At 60.6% G+C, this 26,652-nt stretch carries 28 protein-coding genes; 16 read left to right on the top strand and 12 right to left on the bottom strand.

Going from position 1 to position 26,652, the window contains the following annotated elements; genetic code table 11:
* Nucleotides 1-22 precede the first annotated feature (22 nt).
* Entirely contained in the window at nt 23-1,126 is a 1,104-nt protein-coding gene (locus tag NF676_RS16630) for a polyamine ABC transporter substrate-binding protein (protein ID WP_252876545.1), read from the bottom strand.
* A 111-nt stretch (nt 1,127-1,237) separates the two neighbouring features.
* Here NF676_RS16630 and NF676_RS16625 point away from each other — a divergent pair, with 111 nt between their 5' ends.
* Nucleotides 1,238-2,017: a helix-turn-helix transcriptional regulator gene (locus NF676_RS16625; protein ID WP_252876544.1), complete on the top strand. Its 780-nt coding sequence runs from the start codon at nt 1,238-1,240 to the stop codon at nt 2,015-2,017.
* A 122-nt stretch (nt 2,018-2,139) separates the two neighbouring features.
* Here NF676_RS16625 and NF676_RS16620 read toward each other — a convergent pair whose 3' ends face one another.
* A complete protein-coding gene (locus tag NF676_RS16620; protein WP_252886413.1) occupies nt 2,140-3,081 on the bottom strand; it encodes a class I SAM-dependent methyltransferase in 942 nt (313 codons plus the stop codon).
* 198 nt (nt 3,082-3,279) lie between these two features.
* On the opposite strand from NF676_RS16620, the gene NF676_RS16615 reads away from it, so the two are divergent.
* The 4 genes from NF676_RS16615 to NF676_RS16600 all read left to right on the top strand — a co-directional run bounded on the left by NF676_RS16615 (nt 3,280) and on the right by NF676_RS16600 (nt 5,999).
* Nucleotides 3,280-3,693: a response regulator gene (locus tag NF676_RS16615; protein WP_056788985.1), complete on the top strand. Its 414-nt coding sequence runs from the start codon at nt 3,280-3,282 to the stop codon at nt 3,691-3,693.
* 56 nt (nt 3,694-3,749) lie between these two features.
* A complete protein-coding gene (locus NF676_RS16610; protein ID WP_252886412.1) occupies nt 3,750-4,418 on the top strand; it encodes an HAD-IA family hydrolase in 669 nt (222 codons plus the stop codon).
* Between the two features lie 351 nt (nt 4,419-4,769).
* A complete protein-coding gene (locus NF676_RS16605) occupies nt 4,770-5,567 on the top strand; it encodes an SDR family NAD(P)-dependent oxidoreductase (RefSeq protein WP_252886411.1) in 798 nt (265 codons plus the stop codon).
* 21 nt (nt 5,568-5,588) lie between these two features.
* A complete protein-coding gene (locus NF676_RS16600) occupies nt 5,589-5,999 on the top strand; it encodes an SRPBCC family protein (RefSeq protein WP_252878487.1) in 411 nt (136 codons plus the stop codon).
* A 131-nt stretch (nt 6,000-6,130) separates the two neighbouring features.
* Here NF676_RS16600 and NF676_RS16595 read toward each other — a convergent pair whose 3' ends face one another.
* Together NF676_RS16595 and NF676_RS16590 are read right to left on the bottom strand one after the other, a co-directional pair.
* A complete protein-coding gene (locus tag NF676_RS16595) occupies nt 6,131-7,525 on the bottom strand; it encodes a sensor histidine kinase (RefSeq protein WP_041477024.1) in 1,395 nt (464 codons plus the stop codon).
* Nucleotides 7,503-8,186, bottom strand: a complete 684-nt coding sequence (locus NF676_RS16590; protein WP_252886410.1) for a response regulator transcription factor — start codon at nt 8,184-8,186, stop codon at nt 7,503-7,505. Before NF676_RS16590 ends, NF676_RS16595 begins: the two co-directional genes overlap by 23 nt.
* A 307-nt stretch (nt 8,187-8,493) precedes the next feature.
* On the opposite strand from NF676_RS16590, the gene NF676_RS16585 reads away from it, so the two are divergent.
* From NF676_RS16585 to hcnC, 4 genes are all read left to right on the top strand, one after another.
* Nucleotides 8,494-9,423, top strand: a complete 930-nt coding sequence (locus NF676_RS16585) for a hypothetical protein (protein WP_056788998.1) — start codon at nt 8,494-8,496, stop codon at nt 9,421-9,423.
* Nucleotides 9,424-9,841: 418 nt separating this feature from the next.
* Entirely contained in the window at nt 9,842-10,156 is a 315-nt protein-coding gene (locus NF676_RS16580) for a (2Fe-2S)-binding protein (protein WP_130927315.1), read from the top strand.
* Nucleotides 10,153-11,562 (top strand): cyanide-forming glycine dehydrogenase subunit HcnB, encoded by a 1,410-nt coding sequence (hcnB, locus tag NF676_RS16575; protein ID WP_252886409.1) that lies wholly within the window; start codon nt 10,153-10,155, stop codon nt 11,560-11,562. The genes NF676_RS16580 and hcnB overlap by 4 nt, the downstream gene beginning before the upstream one ends.
* The gene (gene hcnC, locus NF676_RS16570) at nt 11,555-12,814 is read left to right on the top strand and encodes a cyanide-forming glycine dehydrogenase subunit HcnC (RefSeq protein WP_252886408.1); all 1,260 of its coding nucleotides are present in this window, start codon (nt 11,555-11,557) and stop codon (nt 12,812-12,814) included. Before hcnB ends, hcnC begins: the two co-directional genes overlap by 8 nt.
* A gap of 121 nt (nt 12,815-12,935) precedes the next feature.
* Here hcnC and NF676_RS16565 read toward each other — a convergent pair whose 3' ends face one another.
* On the bottom strand, nt 12,936-14,744 hold the full coding sequence (locus tag NF676_RS16565; protein ID WP_095182026.1) for a monovalent cation:proton antiporter-2 (CPA2) family protein: 1,809 nt from the start codon (nt 14,742-14,744) through the stop codon (nt 12,936-12,938).
* Nucleotides 14,745-14,993: 249 nt separating this feature from the next.
* Here NF676_RS16565 and NF676_RS16560 point away from each other — a divergent pair, with 249 nt between their 5' ends.
* Nucleotides 14,994-15,908, top strand: a complete 915-nt coding sequence (locus NF676_RS16560; protein WP_150741110.1) for a LysR family transcriptional regulator — start codon at nt 14,994-14,996, stop codon at nt 15,906-15,908.
* On the opposite strand, the gene NF676_RS16555 is transcribed toward NF676_RS16560, so the two are convergent.
* Nucleotides 15,898-16,668: a substrate-binding domain-containing protein gene (locus NF676_RS16555; protein ID WP_252876540.1), complete on the bottom strand. Its 771-nt coding sequence runs from the start codon at nt 16,666-16,668 to the stop codon at nt 15,898-15,900. The genes NF676_RS16560 and NF676_RS16555 overlap by 11 nt on opposite strands.
* Nucleotides 16,669-16,680: 12 nt before the next feature.
* Nucleotides 16,681-17,973 (bottom strand): MFS transporter, encoded by a 1,293-nt coding sequence (locus NF676_RS16550; protein ID WP_041477012.1) that lies wholly within the window; start codon nt 17,971-17,973, stop codon nt 16,681-16,683.
* Between the two features lie 880 nt (nt 17,974-18,853).
* Between NF676_RS16550 and NF676_RS16545 the strand changes: the two genes are divergently transcribed.
* Together NF676_RS16545 and NF676_RS16540 are read left to right on the top strand one after the other, a co-directional pair.
* Nucleotides 18,854-19,162, top strand: a complete 309-nt coding sequence (locus NF676_RS16545) for an RcnB family protein (protein WP_252880463.1) — start codon at nt 18,854-18,856, stop codon at nt 19,160-19,162.
* An 87-nt stretch (nt 19,163-19,249) separates the two neighbouring features.
* Entirely contained in the window at nt 19,250-19,762 is a 513-nt protein-coding gene (locus tag NF676_RS16540) for a hypothetical protein (protein ID WP_252886407.1), read from the top strand.
* Nucleotide 19,763: 1 nt separating this feature from the next.
* On the opposite strand, the gene NF676_RS16535 is transcribed toward NF676_RS16540, so the two are convergent.
* Both NF676_RS16535 and NF676_RS16530 read right to left on the bottom strand, forming a co-directional pair.
* Nucleotides 19,764-20,075 (bottom strand): protealysin inhibitor emfourin, encoded by a 312-nt coding sequence (locus NF676_RS16535; protein ID WP_252886406.1) that lies wholly within the window; start codon nt 20,073-20,075, stop codon nt 19,764-19,766.
* Between the two features lie 14 nt (nt 20,076-20,089).
* Nucleotides 20,090-21,136: a M4 family metallopeptidase gene (locus NF676_RS16530; RefSeq protein ID WP_252886405.1), complete on the bottom strand. Its 1,047-nt coding sequence runs from the start codon at nt 21,134-21,136 to the stop codon at nt 20,090-20,092.
* A 131-nt stretch (nt 21,137-21,267) separates the two neighbouring features.
* Here NF676_RS16530 and NF676_RS16525 point away from each other — a divergent pair, with 131 nt between their 5' ends.
* The gene (locus NF676_RS16525) at nt 21,268-21,606 is read left to right on the top strand and encodes an FKBP-type peptidyl-prolyl cis-trans isomerase (RefSeq protein ID WP_041477007.1); all 339 of its coding nucleotides are present in this window, start codon (nt 21,268-21,270) and stop codon (nt 21,604-21,606) included.
* Nucleotides 21,607-21,739: 133 nt separating this feature from the next.
* Here the strand turns inward: NF676_RS16525 and NF676_RS16520 are convergent, their stop codons facing one another.
* From NF676_RS16520 to ftrA, 3 genes are all read right to left on the bottom strand, one after another.
* Entirely contained in the window at nt 21,740-22,048 is a 309-nt protein-coding gene (locus NF676_RS16520) for a helix-turn-helix domain-containing protein (RefSeq protein ID WP_016775213.1), read from the bottom strand.
* Nucleotides 22,049-22,051: 3 nt separating this feature from the next.
* Nucleotides 22,052-22,375, bottom strand: coding sequence for a type II toxin-antitoxin system RelE/ParE family toxin (locus tag NF676_RS16515; protein ID WP_024013362.1), 324 nt, complete (start codon nt 22,373-22,375; stop codon nt 22,052-22,054).
* A 190-nt stretch (nt 22,376-22,565) separates the two neighbouring features.
* Entirely contained in the window at nt 22,566-23,555 is a 990-nt protein-coding gene (gene ftrA / locus NF676_RS16510) for a transcriptional regulator FtrA (RefSeq protein ID WP_236168601.1), read from the bottom strand.
* A 101-nt stretch (nt 23,556-23,656) separates the two neighbouring features.
* Here ftrA and NF676_RS16505 point away from each other — a divergent pair, with 101 nt between their 5' ends.
* The 3 genes from NF676_RS16505 to NF676_RS16495 all read left to right on the top strand — a co-directional run bounded on the left by NF676_RS16505 (nt 23,657) and on the right by NF676_RS16495 (nt 26,509).
* Nucleotides 23,657-24,085, top strand: coding sequence for a rhodanese-like domain-containing protein (locus NF676_RS16505; protein ID WP_236168602.1), 429 nt, complete (start codon nt 23,657-23,659; stop codon nt 24,083-24,085).
* A gap of 332 nt (nt 24,086-24,417) precedes the next feature.
* Entirely contained in the window at nt 24,418-25,197 is a 780-nt protein-coding gene (locus tag NF676_RS16500; RefSeq protein ID WP_056789026.1) for an ABC transporter substrate-binding protein, read from the top strand.
* 199 nt (nt 25,198-25,396) lie between these two features.
* Nucleotides 25,397-26,509, top strand: a complete 1,113-nt coding sequence (locus tag NF676_RS16495; protein WP_252886404.1) for a succinylglutamate desuccinylase/aspartoacylase family protein — start codon at nt 25,397-25,399, stop codon at nt 26,507-26,509.
* The last annotated feature ends 143 nt before the right edge of the window (nt 26,510-26,652 follow it).

The raw sequence follows: 26,652 nt of genomic DNA, 5'->3' as shown, positions 1-26,652 counted from the left end.
GCAGGCAGATTTCTCGCGCGGACTACTGGCCGTTCTTGACCTTGCTCCACACCCGCGTACGCACACGTTCGGCGGCTTTGGGCAAGGGTTCGAGGGTGTAGAGAGTGGCCATGGCGGCAGGGGACGGGTAGACCGCCGGGTTGTCGCGAGTTGCTGCTGCCACCAGCGTTGTCGCGGCGCGATTGCCATTCGGGTATGACAAGTGATCACTGACCGGCGCGATCACCTCCGGTCGCAGCAGGTAATCGATAAACGCCAGGCCCTGGGCGCGATTGGGCGCGTCCTTGAGCAGTACCAGAGTGTCGAACCACACCGGCGCGCCTTCCTTTGGCAGGCTGTAGGCGATCTTTACGCCGTTATTGGCCTGCTCGGCGTTGGTCTTGGCTTCGAGCATCGCCCCGGACCAGCCAACCGCCACGCAGATATTGCCGTTGGACAGATCGCTGATGAACTTCGAAGAGTTGAAGTAGGCGATGTGCGGGCGCAGCCTGAGCAGCAGTGCTTCGGCTTTTTTGTAGTCCTCGGGATCGGTGCTGTTGGGCGGCAAGCCCAGGTAATGCAGGGCGACCGGCAGCATTTCCGACGGCGAATCGAGCATCGCCACGCCGCACTCGGCAAGTTTGGCCAGATTGGCTTCGTTGAACAGCAACTCCCAGGAGTCCACCGGCGCTTTGTCACCCAACACGGCGCGGACTTTGTCGACGTTGTAGCCGATGCCGTTGGTGCCCCACAGGTAAGGCACAGCGTACTGATTGCCCGGATCGTTGACCGCGAGTTTTTTCAGCAGATCGGGGTCGAGGTTTTGCCAGCCTGGCAGTTGATCGCGAGGCAATGGAGCGAGGGCGCCGGCCTTGATCAGGGTCGGCAGGCTGAAGTTGCTCGCCACGACAACGTCGTAGCCGCTGCGGCTGGTCATCAGTTTGCCTTCGAGCACTTCGGCGCTGTCGAAGGTGTCGTACACCGGCTGGATGCCGCTGTCGCGCTGGAAATCGTGCAGCGTGTTCGGCCCGATGTAGTCGTACCAGTTGTAGACATGCACGCTCGGTACGTCTGCCGCCATGGCGACCGAGGAGAGACAAAAACAGGCCAGCAGGCCCGGGTTGATAGATCCACGGTGACGACGCATGATGCGGCACTCCTGGCCTGTCGCAGGCCGGTGAGGAACTGGAGTGGTCAGGCTAACGGGCCGGTCACACCAGCCCCATTCCCATCATGGGTTACTCGAAAGGGGTAGTGCGTGGACGCGTTGTTGCAGGAATTGCCGGTGCATCAGAGTCTGGCGCGGGTATTTTCCCACCTCGGGCAGGACGGTTTCTGGCGCGCGCTGGTCGACACCCTGCGCCTGCTGGTGCCGCTGGACAATGCCCTCGTCGCCCTGATGCAGCCCGGCCAGCCGCCGCGTTTGCTGATCGACTTCGACAGCAAGGGGGGCGTGGACGACCAGCAGGAGCTGGCCGGTTATACCGCCGGCATGTACCTGCTCGATCCGTTCTATCAAGCCGCCGTCAGCGGGATCAGCGACGGCCTGCACAGCCTGGCGTCCGTTGCGCCGGATCAGTTTCTGCACAGCGAGTATTACCAGAGCTACTTTCGTGCCGTGGTGGGCGAGGATGAATTGCAGTTTCTGATCAACGTCGAAGGCGCGGTACTCGGCTTGTCCCTGGGCCGCTCGACCGCGTTTGGCATGGCCGAGCAGGGCCGGCTGTTGTGCGTTCGTGACTGGGTATTGGCGGCGATGCATCGCCACATGCAGTTGCTGCCACCGCAAGGACCGGTGGCTGAAGCGGTGGTGGGTGATCTGGCGACGCTGCTGGACCGTTTCGATGCCCGGCTGACCGCGCGCGAGATCGACACGGCGCGTCTGATCCTGCAGGGCTTTTCCAGCAAGGCGATGGCCCAGCAGATGGGGATTTCGCCGGAGACCGTGAAGGTGCATCGGCGCAATCTCTATCACAAGCTCAACGTCACCGGGCATGGTGAGTTGTTTGCACTGGTGCTGCGGCCGACGGCTTTTTGATCAACACAGAACTTGTGTGGGAGCGAGCCTGCTCGCGAAAGCGGTGTATCAGTCAACAAAATTGTTATCTGACACTGCGCTTTCGCGAGCAGGCTCGCTCCCACAGGTGAACTTACGCTGTGTTAGTGGCTGCGCTGGAAGACCAGGGCTTTCAGGCCGCTCTCTGGATCGATATCGGGAAACTCCGGCGGATTGTCCAGCCGATGATCGAAGCGCAGGCTTGGCGCTTCCTGGGTCACGCCATCAATCAGAAAGTCGGAACCGAACGACGGATCGTTCATGCACGCCAGCACCGTACCTTGCGCGGTCAGCAGTTCCGGCAAGCGGCGCAATACGCGTTGATAGTCCTTGGTCAGCAAAAAGCTGCCTTTCTGAAACGACGGCGGGTCGATGATCACCAGATCGTACGGGCCGCTGTTGATCACTTTGCCCCAGGATTTGAACAGGTCGTGGCCGAGAAAACTGACCTTGCTCAGGTCGTGGCCGTTCAGGCGGTGATTGTCACGCCCTCGGCTCAGGGCCGCACGGGACATGTCGAGATTCACCACATGGCTGGCGCCACCCTCGATTGCCGCTACGGAAAAGCCGCAGGTGTAAGCGAACAGGTTCAACACCCGCTTGCCCGCTGCCTGTTCGCGCACCCAGTTGCGGCCGTAACGCATGTCGAGAAACAGTCCGGTGTTCTGCTTGCGCCCCAGGTCGACGCGGTACTGCAAGCCGCCCTCGACGATGGTCATTTCTTCGATTTCCTCACCGATCAGGCATTCGGCCGTGCTTTGCGGCAGGTAACGGTGCTGGATCAGCAGGGTATGTGCACCGGACTGCTGCCATTGGGGCGAGGCGGCGAGTTGCAGCAGCGAATCCCGCAGATCCTGCAGTTGCTCAGGCGCCGGTTCTTTGAACAGCGACACCAGCACCACGCCCTGCAACCAGTCCACGGTCAACTGCTCCAACCCCGGCCAGCAGCGCCCGCGCCCGTGAAACAAACGGCGGGTTTCGCTGGGCGCCGTTGCCAGTGCGGGCAGCAAATGAGCGTGGAGGGTAGCGAGGGCTTCAGGGTTCATGGATCAGGATCGGCCAGGCAAAGGGCCGGCATTTTAACCACAAATGAGGGGATTCGATGGGCGCCGCGCTTCGAAAAACAACACCTTGGCGAAATCCTCTGTATCAAAAATGAATTTCTACAGGGCGCGCTGCTCATACCAGATAAGCAGCGGATTCAAAACCGCTTATCAAAAATGTAATTCGGGGGAGTGCTGTTCATGTGCCCTACACCTACGTCGAGCGCGCACCTTCCTGGCGGGTTGATTCTGGTTGTCGAGGACGATCCGTTGATTCTGGAGTTTCTTTGCGAAATTCTTCAGGAGGAAGGGTTCAAGGTCGAACCGCAAACCAGCGCCGACGCCGCCTCACTGTATCTGGAAGAACACGCGGCGAACGTCGCGCTATTGCTGACCGACATCACCATGCCCGGCACGCTTAACGGCGCCGACCTGGCGAATCTGGTCGGCGATCGCTGGCCGGAAAAACCGGTGATGGTCATGTCCGGCTACGAGACGCCCGAGACCTCCGGGGTCAAGCATTCGGTGGCGTTCATCAAGAAGCCGTGGGCGATCGGTCAATTGCTCGACTGTGTGGAAAGTGCGTTCAAATCCAAGGCCCCGCAGCTGCACTGACTAGTGCTACATTGCCGGGCCAGGCTGCCCGGCCAACTGTCAGAGGATTTGTTCTTTTGTCTGCACAAGCATCGGTTTTTGATCGCGCATTCGGCGCGTTTCTGTTCGACATGGACGGCACCGTCCTCAATTCCATCGCCGCCGCCGAGCGCATCTGGTCAGCGTGGGCGGTGCGCCATGGCGTGGAGGTCGAGACGTTTTTGCCGACCATCCATGGCGCACGGGCGATCGACACCATCACCCGGCTGAATCTGCCGGGGCTGGATGCTAAGGAACAAGCGGCGTTCATCACCGCAGCGGAAATCAATGACGTTGAAGGCATTGTCGAGATTCCTGCGGCGGCGGCATTTCTCAATGCTCTGCCGAAAGATCGCTGGGCAATGGTGACGTCGGCGCCTCGCGATCTGGCGTTGCGGCGGATGGCGGCGGCGGGTATCCCCGAGCCGGCGGTCATGATCACGGCGGAAGATGTAAAGGCTGGCAAGCCTGATCCTGCGGGTTATCTGCTGGCGGCGAAAAAGCTCGGTGTCGAGCCAGCGGATTGCCTCATTTTTGAAGACGCCACGGTTGGTATTCAGGCTGCGGAAGCGGCGGGCGCCGCGTTGATGATCATCACCACCACGCACCAGCATCCGATCGAAACGGCGCATGCGACGTTGGCCAGTTACGATGCGATCAGCGTCAGCGTCGGCGCCGATGGTCTGCTTCGTCTGACGGAAATCTGATCTGTTCCGAAATGCCCCTCACCCTAGCCCTCTCCCGGAAGGAGAGGGGACTGACCGGGGGATATTCAGGTAATACGCCGACGTGAAAGGTCTTCTCTGAATCCATAATCGCTATGGTCTTTCAGGTCGAGGGCAAACTCAGCACAACTCGATCGGTTCCCTCTCCCCCGGGAGAGGGCCAGGGTGAGGGGCTACGGTCTGCCAGACACAGGGGATCGTCGATCAAACAACATCCCCGTCACCGGTCGGCAGCTCAACCATGCCGGCAATATCGCAACTACGCTGATCCATGCTTGTGAAATCGTCGCCAAAGTCGAGCGCGGTGGAACTCCTTGCTAATGAGGTAAACGCATGAAGATCGATCTGAGTGGAAAGCTGGCCATTGTCAGCGGCAGTACCGGCGGCATCGGTCTGGGCATCAGCCAGTCGCTGGCCGAAGCCGGGGCGACGGTGGTGGTCATCGGTCGCGACACGGCCAAGGTCGAGCAGGCGCTGGCGAGCATTCGCCAAGCCGTGTCCAGCGCACAGTTGCGCGGTCTGACCGCTGATCTGGGCACGGCCGAGGGGGCGGAAAAGCTGTTCGCCGCCGAACCGCGCGCGGACATTCTGGTCAACAATCTGGGCATCTTCAATGACGTCGATTTCTTCGAGACTCCCGACAGCGAGTGGACGCGCTTCTACGAGGTCAACGTGATTTCCGGCGTGCGCCTGGCGCGGCATTATGTGCCGGCGATGGTTGAGCAGGGCTGGGGCCGGGTGATCTTTCTGTCATCGGAATCCGGCGTGGCGACGCCGGCGGACATGCTCAATTACGGCGTGACCAAAAGCGCCAACCTGGCGGTGTCCCACGGCCTGGCCAAACGTCTGGCTGGTACCGGTGTCACGGTCAATGCAGTCCTGCCGGGGCCGACTTTCACGGATGGTCTGCAGGACATGCTCAGAGACGCGGCCGCCGAGTCCGGGCGCGACCTGCGCGACGAAGCCGACGCCTTTGTGCGCAAGGCCCGTCCGACCTCGATCATCCAGCGCGTGGCGGATGTTTCGGAAGTGGCGCATCTGGTCACGTACATTGCTTCGCCGCTGTCCTCGGCCACCACGGGCGCAGCCTTGCGCGTTGATGGCGGCGTGGTCGACAGCCTGACTATCTGAATTTTCCAAAAGAGAGGTTTTATGCCAACTGCATCTGCAACCATCGACATCCCGGCCTCGGCCGATCAGGTCTGGCAGTTGATCGGCGGCTTCAACACGCTGCCGGACTGGCTGCCGTTGATCACCAACAGTGAACTGAGCGAAGGCGGGCGAGTGCGCACCCTGCACACCGCTGACGGCGGCGTTGTCGTCGAACGTCTGCAGACTTTCGATAACGCCGCAAAAACCTACAGCTATTCGATTGAACAGGCACCGTTTCCGGCCAGCGATTACCTGGCGACGATCAAGGTTGAAGCCCAGGGGCAGGGCGCGCGGGTGACGTGGTCGGGGCGCTTCAATGCGGTCGGCGTGAGCGATGAAGAAGTGGTGGCGCTGTTCAACGGCATCTACCAGGGCGGGCTCGAAGCCTTGCGGGCCAATTACCCAACCTGAGACGCAGATCGTTCCCACGCTCTGCGTGGGAATGCAGCCCGGGACGCTCTGCGTCCCATTTCGAAAGCCGGAACGCGGAGCGTCCCTTGAGGCATTCCCACGCGGAGCGTGGGAACGATCGGCGCGAGACGTCAGGCCTGGCTAATCAAACTCTGCCGACAATCCAGCACCAGTTTCGCCCCACCCAGATCACTGCTGCCGACTTCAAGACTGAAGCCGTGCAAGCTGACAATCGCCGCGACAATCGACAGCCCCAGACCAAAGCCACTCTGCGGCTGGCCACCCTCGGTGCGATAAAAGCGCTGGAACACCGCCTCACGTTCCGCCTCGGGAATCCCCGGCCCTGAATCGTGCACCTCGATCCGCGTCTGCCCACCGGCATTGACCCCACGCAACATCACCGTGCCGCCGGGCGGGGTGAATTTGATCGAGTTGCTCAACAGGTTCGCCAGCGCTTCGAACAGCAACGCGCGGTCGCCATTGAGCGGCGGCAGCGTCTCCGGCATGTTCAACTGAAAGCGCAGATCGCCTTCCTCGGCCAGCGGCAGATAGAACTCGTGCAACTCCTCCAGCAAACGCACCGGATCAAGTTCGACGAAACCTGAACGGCGCTGGCGATCTTCCAGTTCGGAAATCCGCAGCAAACCGCGAAACCGCGCCATCAGCGTATCCGCTTCAGCCAGTACCAAGTCCAGTTGCGCCGCTTCTTGCGAACCTTCGCCGGCCTGTTGCTGCATGCGATACAACTGCGCGCGCAGGCGGGTCAGCGGCGTGCGCAAATCGTGGGCGATGTTGTCGCAGACGCCCTTGACCTCGTTCATCAAGCGCTCGATGCGCTCGAGCATGGCGTTGACGATGGCGGCGAGCATGTCCAGTTCATCGCGGCGATTGGACAGCGGCAAGCGGTGCGTCAGGTCACCGGCTACGATGGCCTGCGCGCTGTTCTGGATCGCGCGGATGCGCTGCAACGGTCGACGCCGCAGCAGATGCCAACCGGCGACCCCGGGAATAATCGTCAGCGACACCCCCCAGAACAGCGCGTGCAAAATGATCCGCGTCACCGCGAACAGCGAACCGTTGTCACGCAGCAGCACCAGCCAGCGCCCGTCACGGGTTTGCGTGGCCACGGCATCGCAGCTGTCGCTCGGCAGGGTCGGGTCATCGGAATCGGCGCACTCGGCGAGCATATGGATCTTGCCATCCAGCGGCAGTCCTTCGGGAATTTGCTGGAGCGCGCCGCCCAGGTAAACACCGTCAGCGCTGAACAGACCATAGGCGTCGATACCGCGAATATCGAAGGTCATGCTGGCCGCGAGGGCGTCTTCGAGTTGCTCGCCGCGAAAATGCGAGAACAGGTGCTGACGTTGCATCAACGAATGTTTGGCCAGTTTGTCGAGGTAGCCGGACACCTCGTAATACATGACCCCCATGAGGATCGCGCTCCACGCCACGAACAGCGAACTGTACAGTGCCAGCAAGCGGCTGCTGGAGGAGCGCCAGCCGTCAGACGGGTTCGGCAATGACATAGCCCGAGCCCCGTACCGTGCGGATCAGCGGAACGTTGCCGGCTGCGTCGATCTTCTTGCGCAGACGGCCGATGTGCACGTCGATGAGGTTGGTGCCCGGGTCGAAGTGATAACCCCAGACCTCTTCGAAAATCATCATCCGCGAGAGAATCTGGCCGCTGTTGCGCATCAGAAACTCGAGCAGTTTGTATTCGGTGGGCAACAGCGTCAGCACCTGCTCGGCGCGGCGGGCTTCGTGGCTGATCAGGTCGAGTTCGAGGTCGGCGACTTTCAGCGTTGTGGCCTGGATGGCGACGCTGTTCTGCCGGCGCAGCAACACTTCAACCCGCGCGGCCATTTCATCGGTGGCGAACGGCTTGGTCAGGTAGTCATCGCCACCCGCGCGCAAGCCGCGTACGCGCTCATCGACGTCGGAGAGGGCGCTGATCATCAGAATCGGCGTCGCCACGCCCATGGTGCGCAGGGTGGTGACGATGGCCAGACCATCAAGCTCGGGCAGCATGCGGTCAAGGGTGATCAGGTCGTAGTTGCCGCTCACGGCGCGGTCGAGGCCTTCGCGGCCATTGTCGACCCAGTCGACGTCCAGCCCGTGGCTGCTCAGTTCGGCAACGATTTCCCGCGCGGTCACGGCGTCGTCTTCGATGGTCAAGATACGAGTCATAGGCAGGCCTGCTGATCGGTTCAAACGGAATGGCAGCATTTTGCCAAGAATTTGCCGTGACGCTTTAAATTAACTTTCATCTTCGTCGCCTGGTGAATCAGAACTGATCGGATTTGCCACGCTTTGGTTAATGCAGAAAACCCGCAATCGGATGCGCTTTATTGCAAGTTGCACGGTCCGAGGAAGTTCAAGTTTTGTAACTCATTGAAAGAAAAGGGGTTATTAAAAGTGTTTGACTGGCACGGTCACTGCAATTCCTCACCCGACGACTTGTAACACCATTTTTCATGCCTGGAGCACTACAACAATGAATAGATCCCCTGATGGCTATTATCCTGCCTTGGAAGAGTCGAGCAGCGTGTCAGGCGTGTCCTGGGGCGCGATCTTCGCCGGTGCTGCGGCTGCCGCCGCGCTGTCGATGATTCTGGTGCTGCTCGGGTTTGGCCTGGGCTTTTCGGCTGTATCACCGTGGGCCGGAGAAGGCGTCAGCGCCAAGGGCCTGGGCATTTCAACGATCGTCTGGCTGGCGGTGACGCAGATCATCGCTTCCGGCATGGGCGGCTACATTGCCGGCCGTCTGCGCGTTAAGTGGGCCAACATGCACGGTGACGAAGTCTACTTCCGCGACACCGCCCATGGTTTCCTCGCTTGGTGCGTCGCTACTTTAGTGACCGCTGTGCTGGTGGTCGGTTCGGTCAGCAGCGTCGTCAGTGGCGGTGTGCAGGCGGGTGCCAACGTCGTCGGCGGTGCTGCCGGTGCGATGAGCCAGGCCGCCGGCTCTGCCGCAGCCAATACTGACAGCGATCAGTACGGCTACTTCGTCGACAGCCTGTTCCGCGATGATCGTCCTGCTGCCGTCAGCGATGACGCTGCACGCGGCACTGTGACCCGCATCTTCACGCAAAGCCTGGCCAACGGTCAGCTCAGCGCCGAAGATCGCACCTACCTCGCACAACTGGTATCGCAACGTACCAACCTGAGCCAGGCCGATGCTGAACGTCGTGTCGACGAAATCTACGCCAACACCCAGAAAGCCATCGCTGACGCGAAACTGAAAGCTCAGCAAGCGGCCGATACCGCCGCCAAAGTCGCTGCCTACACCTCGCTGTGGATGTTCGTCGCGCTGCTGGCCGGTGCGTTCTTCGCCAGCCTGGCAGCCACCTTCGGCGGTCGTCGTCGCGATGCAGTCGAGTACGTTGAAGTCGACACCTACACCACTACCACTCCGGTCCGTTAAAAAGGAGAGTCACCATGCGCTCATTACTGCTGTTTTTCCTCGGCGTACCGATCCCGATCATCATCCTGATCGCCCTGTTCGTACACTGATCCCTCTGAGGCAGGATGCCTCTGCCGCTTTCATCTTCGGGTGAAAGCGGCTTTTTGCTTTCTGCGGGGCCAGTTCGTTTTCTCCAACTAACCGTTTCCATCCCGCCATTTTCACTGGCCTGGATCAATATTTCGTCTGGCGATATCGCCTACCGTAAATGATCCAGGCCTTTGCTGAGGTATGAGCTACAGTGCTTGTCGCGCACCTTGTTGCGCTGACGAAGTATCCGCGTCGACGTTGAAAACACAGCAATAAAAAGCGTCGACGAGGCGTAGTGCAGCAAGGAGCTGTCACAACCTCAACTGAATCTTCACGGACGAATACCGTAATGAACTGCCTAGAAAGAACCTTCGATATCCAGCCCTTGGTGCAGGCGGACATGACCGTGCACATCAATGGCCAAGCGGTCAGCGCCGCCATCGGTGAAACCGTTCTGAGCGTCATCCAGTCCCTCGGCGTGCGCCAGATCGCACGCAACGATCACGATCAAATCAGCGGCGCCTATTGCGGCATGGGCGTTTGCCAGTGCTGTCTGGTGAAAATCAACGGTCGGCACAAGCGCCGCGCCTGCCAGACCGTAGTGCGCGACGGCATGCTGATTGAAACCCGAGTCAACCGCGTCGTCGGGCAGGAGGTTGTATGAGCCTGCAACCGTTGATTGTCGGCGGCGGGCCGGCGGGAATGGCGGCGGCCATCGAACTGGCGCGCCACGGCGTGCGCTGCACCTTGCTCGAAGAGGCTTCGCGCCTCGGCGGCGTGGTCTATCGCGGGCCGCTGCGTGATGGTGTGCAACTGGATTATCTCGGCCCGCGTTATTCCGAAGCACTGGACAAACTGCACGGTGAATTTCAGCAGCAGTCAGGGCTGATCGACGTGCGCCTCAACCATCGCGTGGTCGGCGCTGAAGGCACTCGCGCTCTGGTGGTGCTCGATGGCGATGAACAGCTGCACGAGATCGCTTATCCGCAACTGCTGCTGGCCGCCGGTTGCCATGAACGCAGCGTACCGTTTCCCGGCTGGACGTTGCCGGGAGTGATTCTGCTCGGTGGTCTTCAATTGCAGATCAAGAGTGGCGTGGTCAAGCCGCGGGGGCCGGTGATCATCGCCGGCACCGGGCCGTTGCTGCCGCTGGTTGCGACCCAGTTGCATGCCTCCGGCGTGCGTGTCGCTGGCGTCTACGAGGCGTGTGCGTTCGGCAAGATCGCCCGCGAGAGTCTGGCGCTGCTGAACAAACCGCAGCTGTTTCTCGACGGCTTGAGCATGCTCGCTTATCTGAAGCTGCACGGCATCCCGATGAACTATGGCTGGGGCGTGGTGGACGCCCACGGCGAGGGCGAATTGAAAAGTGTCAGCGTCGCGCCGTATTCGTCGACGTGGGAGGCGGATCTGTCGCGGGTCGAGCGTTTCGAAGCGCAGACGCTGGCGGTGGGTTACGGTTTTATTCCGCGCACGCAATTGAGCCAGCAGATGGGCCTTGATCACGGCTTCAGCGACGATGGCTACCTGCGTGCCAACGCCAATGTCTGGCAGCAAAGCAGCGTGGCGCATGTGCATCTGGCCGGTGACATGGGAGGGATCCGCGGCGGTGAAGCGGCGATGCTGGCCGGCAAGATCGCCGCCACTTCGATCCTCCTGCAACGCGGTGTGCTCGACGCCGAGCTGGCCCGGGTGCGCCGCGATCGTTACGCGAGCAAGCTCAGAGCCATCGTGCGCTTTCGTGCGGCGGTGGATCGCTACACCGAGCGCGGCGTCGGTCAGACTGCTTTGCCCGCAGCCGACACGGTGATCTGCCGCTGCGAACATGCGACCCGCGCCGATATCGATCTGGCGCTGGAGCAGGGTGTGCAAGACATCGCCAGCCTGAAAATGCGCACCCGCGTGAGCATGGGCGATTGCCAGGGGCGGATGTGCGTCGGCTATTGCAGCGATCGCCTGCGCCAGGCCACCGGACGTCAGGATGTCGGTTGGTTGCGCCCGCGCTTCCCGATTGATCCGGTGCCGTTTTCCGCGTTCCAGTCCCTCGGCAAGGAGGGCGCTTGCCATGAGTAAGTTCTACGACGTGGTCATTGCCGGTGGCGGAGTGATCGGCGCCTCCTGCGCCTACCAATTGTCCAAGCGCAAAAATCTGAAAGTTGCGCTGATCGACGCCAAGCGCCCCGGCAACGCGACCCGCGCTTCGGCTGGCGGTTTGTGGGCGATCGGCGAGTCGGTCGGCCTCGGCTGCGGGGTGATTTTCTTTCGCATGATGTCGGCCAACCGCAAGCGCGAAACCCAGGGCGCAGCGGTGGCGGTCGACGCCAGTACGCCGCATATCTTGCCGGCGTCGTTTTTCGATTTTGCCTTGCAGTCCAACGCGCTCTATCCGGCGTTGCACCGCGAGTTGAAAGACAATCACGGCATGGATTGCAAGTTCGAGAAGACCGGGCTGAAATTCGTGATCTATGACGATGAAGACCGGCTCTACGCCGAGCACATCGTCGGCTGCATTCCGCATCTGGCTGATCAAGTGCGCTGGCTCGATCAGGCGGCGTTGCGCGCGGCGGAGCCGAGCGTCAGCCATGAGGCGCGCGGGGCGCTGGAGTTTCTCTGCGACCATCAGGTCAGCCCGTTCCGCCTCGCGGATGCCTACATGGAAGGCGCGCGGCAGAACGGCGTCGATATCTTCGTCAACACCAACGTCACCGGCGTGCTGCATCACGGCACTCGCGTGACGGGTGTGCAGACGGCGGAGGCGGGGGTGTTCCACTGCAAGACGCTGATCAACGCCGCCGGTGCCTGGGCGGCGGATCTGAGTGAGTGGGCCACGGGGATTCGCATTCCGGTGAAACCGGTGAAAGGGCAGATTCTGCTGACCGAACGCATGCCGAAAATCCTCAACGGCTGCCTGACCACCAGCGATTGCTACGTGGCGCAAAAGGACAACGGCGAAATCCTTATCGGCAGCACCACCGAAGACAAAGGCTTCGACGTCACCACCACCTACCCGGAAATCGCCGGGCTGGTGCAGGGCGCGGTGCGCTGTCTGCCGGAGCTGGCGGACGTCAACCTCAAGCGCACCTGGGCGGGATTGCGCCCGGGCTCGCCGGATGAGTTGCCGATCCTCGGGCCGATGCGTGGGGTAGAAGGGTATCTGAATGCTTGCGGGCACTTCCGCACCGGCATTCTGACCTCAGCGATTACCGGTGTGCTGCTGGATAAACTGGTGAATGACGAGCCCTTGCCGCTGGATATCACGCCGTTTCTGGCGGATCGGTTTGCAGTCACAGCCGTCGAGCCTGCGCCCGCGTTGGAACTGGTCTGACCCAATCCCCTGTGGGAGCGAGCCTGCTCGCGAATGCAATCTGTCAGTGAAGTATTGGGTGACTGACACGACGCTTTCGCGAGCAGGTTCGCTCCCACAGTTGGTTCTGGGCAAGGCACGATCAGGATTTTCGGGCTTCCTCTTCGAGCTGATCCGATTCAAACAATTTGGCCAGTTCCGCCCGGGCTTCCTGGGCGGTCTGCAGGACTTTGGCGGCATCGTCGTAGACGGCGTGTTGCGCCTCCAGCACCTGTTCGTCGTGATGCTTGAAACGCTTGATCCGCGCATCGGCCTGGGCTTGGGTCAGACCGAGGCCGACCAGCGTGCGCCGGCTCATTTCCAGGCTCGAGTAATAGGTCTCACGAATCGCTTCCGCGCCGACATCCACCAGGCGATGCACGTGCTGACGGTTACGCGCGCGGGCGATGATTTTCATGTGCGGATACAGCTTGTGCACCACTTCGGCAGTCTTGATGTTGGTCTCCGGATCGTCCGTGGCGATGACGAAATATTCCGCCTCGCCGACCTTCGCCGCGTGAAGGATTTCCGGGCGCATCGGGTCGCCGTAGAACACCGGTACGCCGCCGAAGCTGCGTGACAGTTCGATGGTTTCCACCGAAGTGTCCAGCGCAACGAACTTGATGTTCTGCGCGCGCAGAATCCGCGCCACGATCTGGCCCATCCGGCCCATGCCGGCAATCACCACGCGCGGCGCTTCGGTGTCGATTTCGCGGAATTTCTCCGGCACTTCCACCGGCTGCACTTTCGGGCTGACCAGACGCGCGCAGATCAACAGCAACAACGGCGTCAGCGCCATCGACAGGGTGATGGTCAGCACCAGCAAATCGTACAGACGCGGCTCGAACAGGCCCTGATCGCGGCCGATCTTGAACACCACGAACGCAAACTCACCGCCGGCGGCAAGGACGATGCCGAGGCGGATTGCGCTGATCTTGTTCAATCCTCCTGCCAAGCGCCCAACCACGAACAGCAGCGGCAATTTCAGACCGATCAGCAACAAGGTCAGGCCCAATACGGTGATCGGCGCGCTCAACAACAGGCTGAGATTGGCGCCCATGCCGACGCTGATGAAAAACAGCCCGAGCAGCAGGCCCTTGAACGGTTCGATCTGCGCTTCCAGCTCATGCCGGTATTCCGAATCCGCCAGCAGCAGACCAGCGAGAAACGCACCCAGCGCCATCGACACACCGACCAGATCCATCAGCCACGCCGTGCCGATCACCACCAGCAACGCGGTGGCGGTGGACACTTCCGGCAGACCGGTTTTTGCCACCACGCGGAACACCGGACGCAGCAGATACCGTCCGCCGATCACCACCACGGCAATGCCGCCGAGCACCTGCAAGCTGTGACGAATATCGTCGGCGGTGCTGGTGTGATGATCGACGCCGGCGAGCATCGGCACCAGGGCGATCAATGGAATCGCGGCGATGTCCTGAAACAGCAGAATCGCAAACGCGAGACGCCCGTGGGGGCTGGTCAGTTCCTTGCGTTCGGCAAGGCTTTGCAAGCCAAAGGCAGTGGAGGACAGCGCCAGACCGAGGCCCAGCACAATCGCGCTGTTCAGCGGCTGGCCGAACACCGCCAGTGCCAGCACGCCGATCACCGACGCGGTCAGCAGCACCTGCGCCAGACCGACGCCGAACACCGATTTGCGCATCACCCACAAGCGCCGCGGCGACAATTCGAGGCCGATGATGAACAGCAGCAACACCACGCCCAGCTCGGAAATATGCGCAACGCTTTGCGGGTTGCCGATCAGACCGAGCACCGACGGGCCGATGATCACCCCGGCAAACAGATAACCGAGCACCGCGCCCAGTTGCAGACGTTTGGCCAAAGGCACGGTGAGCACGGCCGCGAACAGAAACACGACGGCGGCTTGCAACAAATTGCCTTCATGGGGCATGGAACGACTCCTGACTACGGCTACGGCGGGGGTGACGAGGATAAAGGTTACGCGGTCTCCAGACCATTCGAGAACCAATGTGGGAGCGAGCCTGCTCGCGAATGCGCTGGGTCAGCCACCTATCCATTGACTGATGCCCCGCGTTCGCGAGCAGGCTCGCTCCCACAAGGGCAGCTTCCATCAGGTCTGTAATAATTTGCATCAACTGGTTACATTTATAACCCCTGCGCATCAATTTCCGGAAACGCCATGGCCATCAACTTCGACCTAAACGACCTGCAAGCCTTTCGCGCGGTGGTCGAGCAGGGCAGTTTTCGCAAGGCTGCCGACACTGTGCGCCTGTCACAACCGGCGCTGAGTCGGCGCATCGAAAAGCTCGAAGACGCCCTCGGCGTGAAACTGTTCGAGCGCACCACGCGCAAGGTCAGCCTGACCCAGGCCGGGCGCGGCTTCATGCCCAGCGTCGAGCGCTTGCTGGATGATCTCGACATTGCCTTGCTCGGCATCAGCGAAGTCGCCTCGACCCGTCTGGGCCATGTCACCGTCGCCTGCGTGCCCTCGGCGGCGTACTACTTCATGCCCCGCGTGGTCGCGCGCTATCACCAGCAGTTTCCGCGGATCAAGGTCAAAGTCCTCGATTCCAGCGCTCACGATGTGTTGAGTGCGGTGGTCAATGGCGAGGCGGATTTCGGTTTGAGTTTTCTCGGCACGCAGGATGCCAAAGTCGAGTTCGAACCGCTTGTGCAGGAGTGCTACGTTGTCGCCTGTCGTCGCGATCATCCGCTGGCCGGGCGCAGCAGCGTCAGTTGGGACGAGTTCTATCAGCAGGATTACATCGCGCTGGACAAGACCTCGGGTAATCGCTTTCTGCTCGATCAGGCCTTGGGCGGGGTGGTGCCGCAGCGTCAGAGCATCTGCGAGACGCGGCATGTGACAACGATGATCGGTCTGGTAGAGGCGGGTCTGGGCGTGGCAGCGGTGCCGTTGATGGCGATGCCCGGGCCGGATCATCCGATCCTGACGCGGGTGCCGCTGATTGAGCCGCAGGTGATGCGCAGTGTCGGCATCATCAAGCGCCGGGATCGCACGTTGACCCCGGCGGCACTGGAACTGGAGCGGCTGGTCGTGGAGATGCGCGTCCAGCCGCCAGCGATCAACGCTTGACCGAATCCAGCCCGGTGGCCTGTACATCAGCCTGAGCGGCCGGTGCAGCGAGGTAGGCGAGCAGGGCTTTGGCCTCTTCCGGATGCTCGGCCTTGACCGGGATGCCCGCGGCAAAACGCGTCACCGACTGCACCGATTCCGGAATCTTCGCGACGAAGCTTACGCCCGGCACCGGCAGCAATTCGCTGACCTGCTGGAAGCCCAACTGATAGTCGCCAGTGGCAACCACCGAACCGACCGGGATCCTGGCGATCATCTTGGCTTTCGGTTTCAACTGATCTTCGATGCCGAGTTTCTTGAACAGCTGCTGCTCGATGTACACGCCGCTGGCGCTGTCGGAGTAGGCCACCGACTGCGCATCAAGCAGGGTTTTCTTCAGGCCGTCGACGCTGCTGATGTCCGGTTTCGGCGCGCCTTCACGCACTACCATGCCGATCCGCGAATCCGCCAGTTCAACGCGGGAGGCCGGGTCGACCTTGCCTTGTTTGATCAGCTCATCGAGGGCGTAACCGACCATGATCACCACGTCGGCGTGCTCACCGCGTGCCAGACGATTGGGAATCGCTTCCGGCGCCTTGCCCATCGACGGGCCGAGACTGGTGGTTAGCGTGTTGCCCGTTGCGGCGGCGAATTTCGGCCCGAGGATCTTGTAGGCGGCAGTGAAACCACCGGAGGTCATTACGCTGAGTTCTTCGGCCTGGGCCGCGAAGTTGAACGCGAGACCGGCGAGCAGGGCGGTGACAGTAAAGAGTTTTTTCATGGCGAGTATTCCTCAGGCCGCGACAGGTTGCAGACGACCACCGGCACGGCGGTACAAGTAAAGAGTGGCGCACAGAGCGCACAGGGCACCGATGCTCATCCAGTAGCCTGGCGCGGCTTTGTCGCCGGTGTACTGGATCAGGAAGGTCGACATCGCCGGGGTGAAACCGCCGAAGATCGCCGTGGCCAGGCTGTAGGCCAGGGAGAAACCGGCGACGCGCACTTCCACCGGCATGATTTCGGTCAGCGCCGGAATCATCGCGCCGTTGTACAAGCCGTAAATGAAGGACAACCACAGCAGCGACAGCAGCATGTTGGTGAAGCTCGGCGCCTGCACCAGGAACGACAGCGCCGGATAAGTCGTGGCCAGTGCCAGCACGGCCATGCCGATCAGCACCGGACGACGGCCGATACGGTCGGACAACGCGCCGCCGATCGGCAGCCAGAAGAAATTCGACACACCCACCAGCAGCGTCACTAGCAGCGCGTCGGAAGTGCTCAGGTGCAGCACGGTTTTGCCGAAAGTCGGCGCGTACACGGTGATCAGGTAGAACGCGGTGGTAGTCAGCGCGACCATCAACATTCCGCCGAGTACCACGCCCCAGTTCTGGCCGAGGGTGCGGAACACTTCGCGCATGCTTGGACGGTGTTTGCGTGCGGCGAACTCTTCGGTTTCCGCCAGGTTACGGCGCAGGAAGAAGATGAACGGGACGATCATGCAGCCGACGAAAAACGGAATGCGCCAGCCCCAGGCGGCCACGGCTTGCGGCTCCATCCACTGGTTCAGACCGTAGCCCAGCGCAGCCGCGACGATGATCGCCACTTGCTGGCTGGCCGACTGCCAAGCGGTGAAAAAGCCTTTGCGGCCCGGCGTAGCGATTTCGGACAGGTAGACCGAAACGCCACCGAGTTCCGCACCGGCCGAGAAGCCTTGCAGCAGCCGCCCGATCAGTACCAGTGCCGGGGCGAACAGGCCAATGGTTTCGTAGCCGGGCACCAGCACAATCAATATCGTGCCGCTGGCCATGATCGACAGGGTGACGATCAGACCTTTGCGCCGGCCGACGTCATCGATGTAGGCGCCGAGCACAATGGCGCCCAGCGGACGCATCAGGAAACCGGCGCCGAATACCGCGAAAGTCATCATCAGCGAGGCGAACTCGCTGCTCGCCGGGAAGAACACCGCCGCGATCTGCGTGGCGTAGAAGCCGAACAGAAAGAAGTCGAACTGTTCGAGGAAGTTGCCCGAGGTCACCCGGAAGATGGCACCGGCCCGCGAGCCGTTGGTTGGGATTGAGGCTGTCATAGAAAAGTACTCCACCGCTTTTATGACGTGCGCTACGGAGAAGCGGCGCACGGTTTTTATTGAGGTGGATGGTGGCGCAGATGTAACAATCTGTTAATTGCATTGTTGGCATGGATTGATGCGTGGGGCGGATCAATGGATTCAGTGCTTGGCGCATTTGTGGGAGCGAGCCTGCGTCGTGTCGGGCGATGATTTGGTCTGGCTGACCGGGTACATATCCGTTGCTGCGGTCATGGCCGCTTAGGGTTTCGCCCTGACGGCGAGTCACCTTTTCCAAACGCCGAAAAGGTAACCGAAAAGGCTTGCTCCTGCGTTCGGCCCTCGCAGGCTCGGGTTCCTTCGCTGCGGGATCGATCCGGGCGCAGCGGCTACGGTTTGCTTCGCTGCACCTCCTTGCGCTGTGTCTGGCTGCGCCAGACGGTCGCTGCGCTCCCACCCCCGGATCAATCCCTCCACTCAGCCTTCCGACGTCGCCGGTGGGTCAAAATCAAAAGCAGTACTCGAGCTTGCGCTCATTGTTGAGTGGGGCGGCTTCGCCGCGGGCAGTTGCGCTGCTTTGCTTTTCTGGTGGGGGCGAGCCTGATCGCGACGACGGCCTGCAGGTGAACCCGTTTCCATCGAATTCACGCGATCCAACTGTAGGAGCTGCCGAAGGCTGCGATCTTTTGATCTTGCTTTGCTTTGCTTGGTTTTGTAGGAGAGGACCGGAGCTCAGGTCAATAATTGCGCTGTAATACAAAACCCTGCGGGAGCTGGCTTGCCAGCGATGGTGGTCTGATGGGCAAAGCCTTCTAACGGCCACCTCCGGCAAAAAACAAGGAATGTTTCCCGCGCCACGCAGTCGGAGTTCAGGTACTACCCATCTGAAAGAGGTTCACCGATGAACAGCAAAACCCTAATCGCCAGCCTGGCCCTCGTTGCCGGCATTGCCGGGATCACGCCCGTTGTTCAAGCGGCGCAAACCTCCAGCGAACCCGCCGTGCAATCGCCGACCAGCGACCGCCAGTTGAAGGTCAACGACCGCGCACCGGAAATGTACCAGCGCGAAGACAAGGCGCTGAAAAACTGGAAAGCCAAAGGTCTGAAAGCGCCGATCGAGCAGGCGCAGTGGGTGCAGATCAATGACAAGTACGTGATGGTGATGATCACCAATGGCACGATTGTCGAGATGCAACCCGTCGAGCGATAGATCAGGTTTACAATTGGCCACGGATGGCTGATTGCATTCGAACGCCGTTCCAGTAAAACAGCGGATGTCTGGATGAGGAACAAGGGATTGGACAAGAAACCGCTCTATCGCAAAGTGAACACTCGTACGTGGGGTGTTCGTCGCCACGAATCAGTTGCGCATTATCGCGATCAGCGCAACAGCAAAGCTGCAAGCCGTGACGAAGGCATGCGAAGTTCGATGCACGCAGGCAAACAATACGGGCGAGATTACACGCCGTTGTTTCGCTTCCTGCTGTCTCGGGTTGGCGGTTCTTGGGATGCCATTTTCAGCGAAGCTGTGGCCCGACTGGATCAATCAGCGCCGGTTTTCTGGATGGTTGCCATCCATGAGAAGGATCGCGATGAAGTCGTGCGACTGGGTGAGTCCAGTTATTTCAACGGGCTTTATGTCGACGAGAAAAATCTCCTGCAAATGGTCAATCCGAAGCTGCAGGCGCAGGACATGACGCCGCGCTGCGAGTGCTGTACGCACACATTCAACGGTGTCGTATTCGGCCAAACCGCAGGCTTTGGCCCACGCACATCGTCAGTTGTCGACGCAGAAGAGCCGGCAGCATGAATCAGAGCAGCTCCCCCTTGTCCCAAAGCTGCACCAGCTCCCCAGGCGCACGATCCTCTGGCACCTTCAACACCATTTCCCCGGACTGATAGCGCACTTCAATCTGGTAGAAGCGCTGATCCCCACCGCCCGATTCGCTGCTATCGAGTGGCAGGCAACCCTCAAGCACCGAGCATATTCTCGAACGCTGACTGATGTCGCATTGCGCGAATTCGATTTCCCGTGGGCGGCTCAGGCTGTGAATCGCTGCAACGCCACCCTGGCGAGATACGCGCAAAACGGAATCTTTATCCAGCTCGGGTAGCGTTTTCATACGGTCTCCTCGGATTATTCGATACCGACCTGTGCCCAGGCTTGCTGCACTGTGTCGGCTGCTTCGGCGCCGAAGCGCTGGTCAGCATGGTCGATCGTCAGTTTCGCGAACGCGTCGAATGTTGCGTCCTGTTTCAAACGGTCATCACACAGCGTGTCGTACCAGATGTGTCCGGCCTTTTCCCAAGCGAAGCCGCCAAACGCTCGCGCTGCCAGGTAAAACGCGCGGTTGGGAATGCCGGAGTTGATGTGCACGCCGCCATTGTCTTCGCTGGTGATGACGAACTTGCGCATGTGATCCGGTTGCGGATCCTTGCCCAGCATCGGGTCGTCGTATGCCGTGCCGGGGTGCGACATTGAGCGCAGGCCCTTGCCTTGGATCTGTGGCATCAGCAGGTCGGCGCCGATCAACCAGTCTGCCTGCTCGGTGGTTTGGCCGAGGATGTATTGCTTGATCAACACGCCGAATACATCCGAGAGCGACTCGTTCAGCGCGCCGGACTGGTTGGCATAAATCAGCCCGGCTTCGCTTTCGGTGACGCCGTGGGCCAGTTCATGGCCGATGACGTCGAGCGAGCGGGTGAAGCGCTGGAAGATCTCGCCATCGCCGTCACCGAAAACCATCTGCGCGCCATTCCAGAATGCGTTTTCGTAGGCTTGCCCGTAATGCACGCTGCCGATCAGCGCGAATCCCTGATTGTCGATCGAGTCGCGACCAAGCACCTTCCAAAAGAAATCATAGCTGGCGCCCAGCGCATCGTAAGCCTCGTCGACCGCCGGATCCCCCGACGCCGGCTGGCCCTCGAGGCGCACCGGCATGCCCGGCAAGAGCATTTTGTTCTGCGCATCATGCACACTGCGCCGCGCCAGGCCAGGCTTGCTCGCTTCCGGCAGAATCGCGCGCGCCGGCGGCTGCGAAGGGCGGCCGGGGTTGGGCAGCAGGCTGCGCACATGGTTGAGCGTCTGCATCGCGGCGTTGCGCTGCGGCTCGGAACCGTGGGCGATGATGCGGTTGAGGATGTAGGGCGGGATGAAACTGCGCAGCAATCGAGAGTCGGTCATCTAAGCATCCTTGTCGTCATACGATGTCGATACACATGTGAGCGGCAAGGCGCGTTTTCGGTTCCATGGATTGCCATCGACGCCGGATTCTGCGAAAAACGCCGCCTGCGAACATCTCGAGAGCCAACGACATGACAGACGAACTGCAAATCATCGACCTGCAACCGGGCGACGGCAAAGCCGCGGTGAAAGGCGCGCTGATCACCACCCAATACACCGGCTGGCTGGAAGACGGCACTGAATTCGATTCGTCCTGGAGCCGAGGCAAACCGTTTCAGTGCGTGATCGGCACTGGCCGCGTGATCAAAGGCTGGGATCAGGGGCTGATGGGCATGCAGGTCGGCGGCAAACGCAAATTGCTGGTACCGGCGCATCTGGGCTACGGCGAGCGGACCATGGGCAAGATCCCGCCGAATTCGAATCTGGTGTTTGAAATTGAGTTGCTGGAGGTTTTGACGCGGGAGGATTGAAGGGGGGAATCATCCAGCGGAACTCCTGTGCAGCTGGATGATGTCGATGGTTAACTGCGAAGTTGAATGCTATTCAACTCCCTCGATTTCAAAACTCGGAATGCAGGGTGGACATTGCCACGCAAAGCCAGCGTCAGGCCCATTGCAACGGGCCTGACGGAAAGCAAATGTCCACCTCCAGCCTTGCAGCAGCTGACAGGTTGACCAATGCATCGAGCGAGAATTTGTCGATTTTCCCGTTGAGTACATCATTGAGGCGCGGCTGCGAGATTCCCAATCTCTGTGCCGCGTCCTTTTGAGGGAGCTCCCACGCTCGAATGGTCTCGCAAAGCGAACGCATGAGCTTGGCTCGCAGACGCATGTTGGCAGCTTCCTGAGGCGTGTCCTCCAATGCATCCCATACACTGGAAAATCGTTGGGATGAGTCTTGATGTTCCTTCATGGCTTAACCTATTTCCTGATATCTGGCCCGGGCCAGTTCGATGTCTCTAATTTCCGTTTTACGTGTGGTTTTGTGCATGGCGTGAAGCACATAGATTGCTTCAGGTCGATTGACTACATAAAACACGCGAAACGCCCCTGAGTCCTCGGTGATCCTGATTTCGTTAACACCGCGTCCTACGGTTTTCATAGGGCGCCAATCGAGTGGGGCATCACCCTGTTGCAACAGGTCCAGCTGAAACCCCGCCGCTCTTCGGGCATCAACCGGGAAAGCTTTGAGATCTTTCAACGCGCTCCCCACGAACACCACATCCTTGTGTTTCGGCATCGGCTTGTCCTGTGTCAAAAGGAAAAGCGTAATAGCTGAACGTAAGCGGCGACGGTGAGTTTTATTGCAAGAAATGCCAGTGCCGTTTGATTTTCAGGTTATATCAGAATCAATATAAAGCAAGCCGCATTTTCCGTTTCACAATTTTCACCGCGAGCGTTTCTGCCGGCCTCGCCGTCAACGTCAGCGCTTAAAACGCTGCGGGATGGAGCGAAAGCTTGTTGCTTCGCCCAAACCGCTCCCGATAAACCGACGGCGGTACACCCACCACGCTGCGGAATGCCACACGAAAACTTTCCACCGAGCGATAGCCGCAGCGCTGGGCAATTTGCTCAGTGTGATGGTGGGTGCTCTCGAGCAGCTCCCGCGCTCGCGCCAGGCGTTCATGTTGCAGCCAGGCTTTCGGCGATTGCCCGCTGGCTTCGGTGAAGCGCCGCAGAAACGTGCGCTCGCTCATTGCCGCTTCGCTGGCCAGATCGCGGACTTCCAGTGGTTCGTGCAGGCGTTCGCGGGCCCATTGCATGACGCGCGACAGGTCGCTGCGGGGTGTCGGGCTGACCGGGGTGGGGATGAACTGGGCCTGGCCGCCGGTGCGTTGTGGCGACATGACCAGTCGCCGCGCGACGGCGTTGGCGACCTGCGTGCCGAAGTCACGTGTCACCAGATGCAGGCAGGCGTCGATGCCGGCGGCGCTGCCGGCGGAGGTGATCAGTTGACCGGCGTCGACGTAGAGCACGTCCGGATCGACCTCGATGGCCGGGAAGCGTTGCGCCAGTTCACCGGTGTAGCGCCAGTGCGTGGTAGCGCGGTGGCCGTCGAGCAGGCCGCTGGCGGCGAGGACGAACACGCCCGAGCAGATCGACAGCAACCGCGCGCCTCGGTCATGGGCCTGACGCAACGCGTCGATCAGCGCAGGCGGTACCGGGGCGTTGCGGTCGCGCCAGCCCGGAATGACGATGGTGCGCGCTGCGGCGAGCAATTCCAGGCCGCCATCGGCCAGCACCTGAATGCCACCCATGGCGCGCATCGGGCCTGGATCGACTGCGGCAATCGCATGCTCGTACCAAGGGAAATCGAACTCTGGTCGGGCCAGGCCGAAGATCTCCACGGCAATGCCGAACTCGAATGTGCAGAGGCCATCGTAGGCCAGAATGGCAACCAGATTGGGCTGAGTGAGCATTTGGCGGAAAACTCCCGGTCGGTGTCTTGCGCGCCACTGTAGCGGCAAGCGCCGTCTCGATAAAGTCTGTTCATCCCCCACAGACAAAGGAGCAACACAACATGACCAGCCTGGTTCGCGAAATCCCCGTCGCACCTTCGGCGATTGCCCTGATGCATTTCAGCAATCGTCTGACCTTCGAAACCGATTGTTCCGATGTATTCAGTAGCCACGAGGCCGGGGAGGTCGATTTTGTTCTGGTGGATGTGCGCGGCCCATTGGCGTTCGAGCGCGGCCATGTGCCCGGCGCGATCAATATCCCGACACGCTTGCTCACGGCGGAGCGCTTGGCCGATTACCCGAAACACACTTTGTTCGTAGTCTATTGCGCCGGGCCGCATTGCAATGGGGCGAACAAGGCTGCGGTGAAGCTGGCGGCATTGGGCTATCCAGTCAAGGAGATGATCGGCGGCGTCACCGGATGGCTCGATGAAGGTTTCGAACTGAGCGCGGCGTCAGTCGCCAATACTCCTGTCGCCTGCGAATGCTGACGTTTCTGTAGGAGCTGCCGGAGGCTGCGACCTTTTGATCTTGATCTAAAAAAAACAAGATCAAAAGATCGCAGCCTCCGCCAGCTCTACGGGGGATCGGCGTTTCTTGCTCTGAAAACAGTCTTGTCCTACATCCTTCGCACCAACACGGCGCACGCGTTTACTCTCGTCAAAGTGATCGCCGATGTTCTGTAAGTATTTGTCGCTTAAAAACAATTGCCTCCGTGCGCGCCGCCATAGACTGCCGGCCACTTCGGTTTTTGCCGTTAGAACGCCATGACCGAACGCTGACTCGAAAGCTGCCAATAAAAGCCTCCGCACGGGAGTAATAAATGAAAAAGCTAGTGATGTTCGGTGCCCTGGCACTGTCGATGTTGTCCCTGACCGCTGTGGCCAAAGACGACAAGCCGATCCGCATCGGTATCGAAGCCGGGTACCCGCCATTCTCGATGAAAACCCCTGACGGCAAACTCACTGGTTTTGACGTGGACATCGGTGACGCACTGTGCACGCAGATGAAAGTCAAATGCACGTGGGTCGAGCAAGAGTTCGATGGCCTGATCCCGGCACTCAAAGTGAAAAAAATCGACGCGATCCTGTCGTCGATGACCATCACTGACGATCGCAAGAAGAACGTCGACTTCACCATCAAGTACTACCACACCCCGGCACGCTTCGTGATGAAGGAAGGCTCCGGCGTGAAAGACCCGCTGACCGAACTCAAGGGCAAGAAAGTCGGCGTGCTGCGTGCCAGTACCCATGACCGCTACGCGACCGAAGTGCTGGTTCCGGCCGGGATCGAACTGGTGCGCTACGGCTCGCAGCAGGAAGCCAACCTCGACATGGTTTCCGGGCGTATCGACGCGATGCTCGCTGACTCGGTCAACCTCAGCGATGGTTTCCTGAAAACCGACGCCGGCAAAGGCTTCGAATTCGTCGGCCCGACCTACGAAGACGCCAAATACTTCGGCGGCGGCGCTGGCATTGCCGTGCGCAAGGGCGATACCGCACTGGCCGAGCAGTTCAACAAAGCCATCACCGAAATCCGCGCCAATGGCGAGTACAAGAAAGTCCAGGACAAGTACTTCGACTTTGACGTATACGGCCATTAATACGCCGTGAAAAAAAGTGGCCCCGTTTGCGCGGTGGCCACTTTTTTTATGCTTTTTTATTTATGGAAATTCTCTGTAGGAGCGAGCCTGCTCGCGAATGCGGTCTGACATTCGATATCGTCATCGTCTGACCTGACGCATTCGCGAGCTGGCTCGCTCCCACAGGGTTTTACGTAACCCAGCTATTCAGGAGTTTTTCATGCAACGCATCGACCACGTTCTGCCCTGGAGCCACTTGGGCAGCGAGCGCTCCCTCAGCGTGTTCCGCTACGGCGCCGGCAGCCGCAAGGTGTATATCCAGGCCAGCCTGCACGCCGATGAACTGCCGGGCATGCGTACCGCGTGGGAACTCAAGCTGCGCCTGAACGAACTGGAACGGCAGGGCCGTTTGCAGGGTGTTATCGAATTGGTGCCGGTGGCCAATCCGATCGGCCTGGATCAGCATCTGCAAGGCAATCACATGGGCCGCTTCGAACTGGGCAGCGGCAAGAATTTCAACCGCGCGTTCGTCGAACTCAGCGCCCCGGTGGCAGCGCTGGTGGGCGAGCGTCTGGGCGCGGATGCCGAGGCCAACGTCGCGCTGATTCGCCAGGCCATGGCTCAAGTCTTCGAAGAATTGCCGGCACCGGCCTCGCAACTGGAGGCCTTGCACCGCTTGTTGCTGCGCCACGCCTGCGACGCCGACATCACCCTCGATCTGCATTGCGACTTCGACGCTGCGATTCACCTCTATGCGCTGCCGCAACACTGGCCGCAGTGGCAATCGCTGGCGGCGCGGCTGAAGGCGGGCGTGGCATTGCTCTGCGAAGACTCCGGTGGCAGCTCGTTCGATGAGTCCTGCTCGACGCCATGGTTGCGTCTGGCCAAAGCATTCCCGAACGCGGCGATTCCGGCGGCGAATCTGGCGACGACGCTGGAGCTGGGCAGTATGGGCGACACCCGCGTCGAACAGGCTCAGGCCAATTGCGAAGCGATTCTGGGCTTTCTCGCCGAGCAGGGTTTCATCAGCGGCGAATGGCCGGCGGCGCCGAGCGAATGTTGTGAAGGTCTGCCGTTTGAAGGCACCGAATACCTGTTCGCCCCGCACCACGGCGTGGTCAGTTTCTTGCGCAATGCCGGCGAGTGGGTAGAGCAGGGCGATGCGCTGTTCGAGGTTGTTGACCCGTTGCAGGATCGCGTGACCACCGTGCGCGCCGGCATCAGCGGGGTGCTGTTTGCGATTGATCGCGGGCGTTATACCGAGCCGGGGATCTGGCAGGCGAAAGTGGCGGGGCGGGTGCCGTTTCGTACGGGCAAGCTGACCAACGACTGACAGGTTGCGGTGAACGTGCGGGCCTCTTCGCGAGCAGGCTCGCTCCCACAGGGGGAACGCATTTCAACGGTGGGAGCGAGCCTGCTCGCGAAAGGGCCATCAGCCACTCCACAAAATTTGGATCCTCAGCCGAGAATGTTAGG

Origin of the sequence: Pseudomonas siliginis (assembly GCF_024072275.1) — a bacterium.
Lineage (GTDB): Bacteria > Pseudomonadota > Gammaproteobacteria > Pseudomonadales > Pseudomonadaceae > Aquipseudomonas > Aquipseudomonas siliginis.
The sequence above is the reverse complement of the archived record's forward strand: the minus strand, read 5'-3'. Positions and strand labels throughout refer to the sequence as shown.

What these genes read in the sequence shown, in the direction of transcription:
- NF676_RS16560 (WP_150741110.1), top strand. Translation starts at nt 14,994, where the DNA reads ATGGCCATCAACTTCGACCTAAACGACCTGCAAGCCTTTCGCGCGGTG.
- NF676_RS16585 (WP_056788998.1), top strand. Translation starts at nt 8,494, where the DNA reads ATGAATAGATCCCCTGATGGCTATTATCCTGCCTTGGAAGAGTCGAGC.
- NF676_RS16565 (WP_095182026.1), bottom strand. Translation starts at nt 14,744, where the DNA reads ATGCCCCATGAAGGCAATTTGTTGCAAGCCGCCGTCGTGTTTCTGTTC.
- NF676_RS16530 (WP_252886405.1), bottom strand. Translation starts at nt 21,136, where the DNA reads ATGACCGACTCTCGATTGCTGCGCAGTTTCATCCCGCCCTACATCCTC.
- hcnC (WP_252886408.1), top strand. Translation starts at nt 11,555, where the DNA reads ATGAGTAAGTTCTACGACGTGGTCATTGCCGGTGGCGGAGTGATCGGC.
- NF676_RS16500 (WP_056789026.1), top strand. Translation starts at nt 24,418, where the DNA reads ATGAAAAAGCTAGTGATGTTCGGTGCCCTGGCACTGTCGATGTTGTCC.
- NF676_RS16620 (WP_252886413.1), bottom strand. Translation starts at nt 3,081, where the DNA reads ATGAACCCTGAAGCCCTCGCTACCCTCCACGCTCATTTGCTGCCCGCA.
- NF676_RS16545 (WP_252880463.1), top strand. Translation starts at nt 18,854, where the DNA reads ATGAACAGCAAAACCCTAATCGCCAGCCTGGCCCTCGTTGCCGGCATT.
- NF676_RS16605 (WP_252886411.1), top strand. Translation starts at nt 4,770, where the DNA reads ATGAAGATCGATCTGAGTGGAAAGCTGGCCATTGTCAGCGGCAGTACC.
- NF676_RS16515 (WP_024013362.1), bottom strand. Translation starts at nt 22,375, where the DNA reads ATGCCGAAACACAAGGATGTGGTGTTCGTGGGGAGCGCGTTGAAAGAT.
- NF676_RS16555 (WP_252876540.1), bottom strand. Translation starts at nt 16,668, where the DNA reads ATGAAAAAACTCTTTACTGTCACCGCCCTGCTCGCCGGTCTCGCGTTC.
- NF676_RS16535 (WP_252886406.1), bottom strand. Translation starts at nt 20,075, where the DNA reads ATGAAAACGCTACCCGAGCTGGATAAAGATTCCGTTTTGCGCGTATCT.
- NF676_RS16505 (WP_236168602.1), top strand. Translation starts at nt 23,657, where the DNA reads ATGACCAGCCTGGTTCGCGAAATCCCCGTCGCACCTTCGGCGATTGCC.
- NF676_RS16495 (WP_252886404.1), top strand. Translation starts at nt 25,397, where the DNA reads ATGCAACGCATCGACCACGTTCTGCCCTGGAGCCACTTGGGCAGCGAG.
- hcnB (WP_252886409.1), top strand. Translation starts at nt 10,153, where the DNA reads ATGAGCCTGCAACCGTTGATTGTCGGCGGCGGGCCGGCGGGAATGGCG.
- ftrA (WP_236168601.1), bottom strand. Translation starts at nt 23,555, where the DNA reads ATGCTCACTCAGCCCAATCTGGTTGCCATTCTGGCCTACGATGGCCTC.
- NF676_RS16550 (WP_041477012.1), bottom strand. Translation starts at nt 17,973, where the DNA reads ATGACAGCCTCAATCCCAACCAACGGCTCGCGGGCCGGTGCCATCTTC.
- NF676_RS16615 (WP_056788985.1), top strand. Translation starts at nt 3,280, where the DNA reads ATGTGCCCTACACCTACGTCGAGCGCGCACCTTCCTGGCGGGTTGATT.
- NF676_RS16525 (WP_041477007.1), top strand. Translation starts at nt 21,268, where the DNA reads ATGACAGACGAACTGCAAATCATCGACCTGCAACCGGGCGACGGCAAA.
- NF676_RS16520 (WP_016775213.1), bottom strand. Translation starts at nt 22,048, where the DNA reads ATGAAGGAACATCAAGACTCATCCCAACGATTTTCCAGTGTATGGGAT.
- NF676_RS16595 (WP_041477024.1), bottom strand. Translation starts at nt 7,525, where the DNA reads ATGTCATTGCCGAACCCGTCTGACGGCTGGCGCTCCTCCAGCAGCCGC.
- NF676_RS16600 (WP_252878487.1), top strand. Translation starts at nt 5,589, where the DNA reads ATGCCAACTGCATCTGCAACCATCGACATCCCGGCCTCGGCCGATCAG.
- NF676_RS16590 (WP_252886410.1), bottom strand. Translation starts at nt 8,186, where the DNA reads ATGACTCGTATCTTGACCATCGAAGACGACGCCGTGACCGCGCGGGAA.
- NF676_RS16630 (WP_252876545.1), bottom strand. Translation starts at nt 1,126, where the DNA reads ATGCGTCGTCACCGTGGATCTATCAACCCGGGCCTGCTGGCCTGTTTT.
- NF676_RS16580 (WP_130927315.1), top strand. Translation starts at nt 9,842, where the DNA reads ATGAACTGCCTAGAAAGAACCTTCGATATCCAGCCCTTGGTGCAGGCG.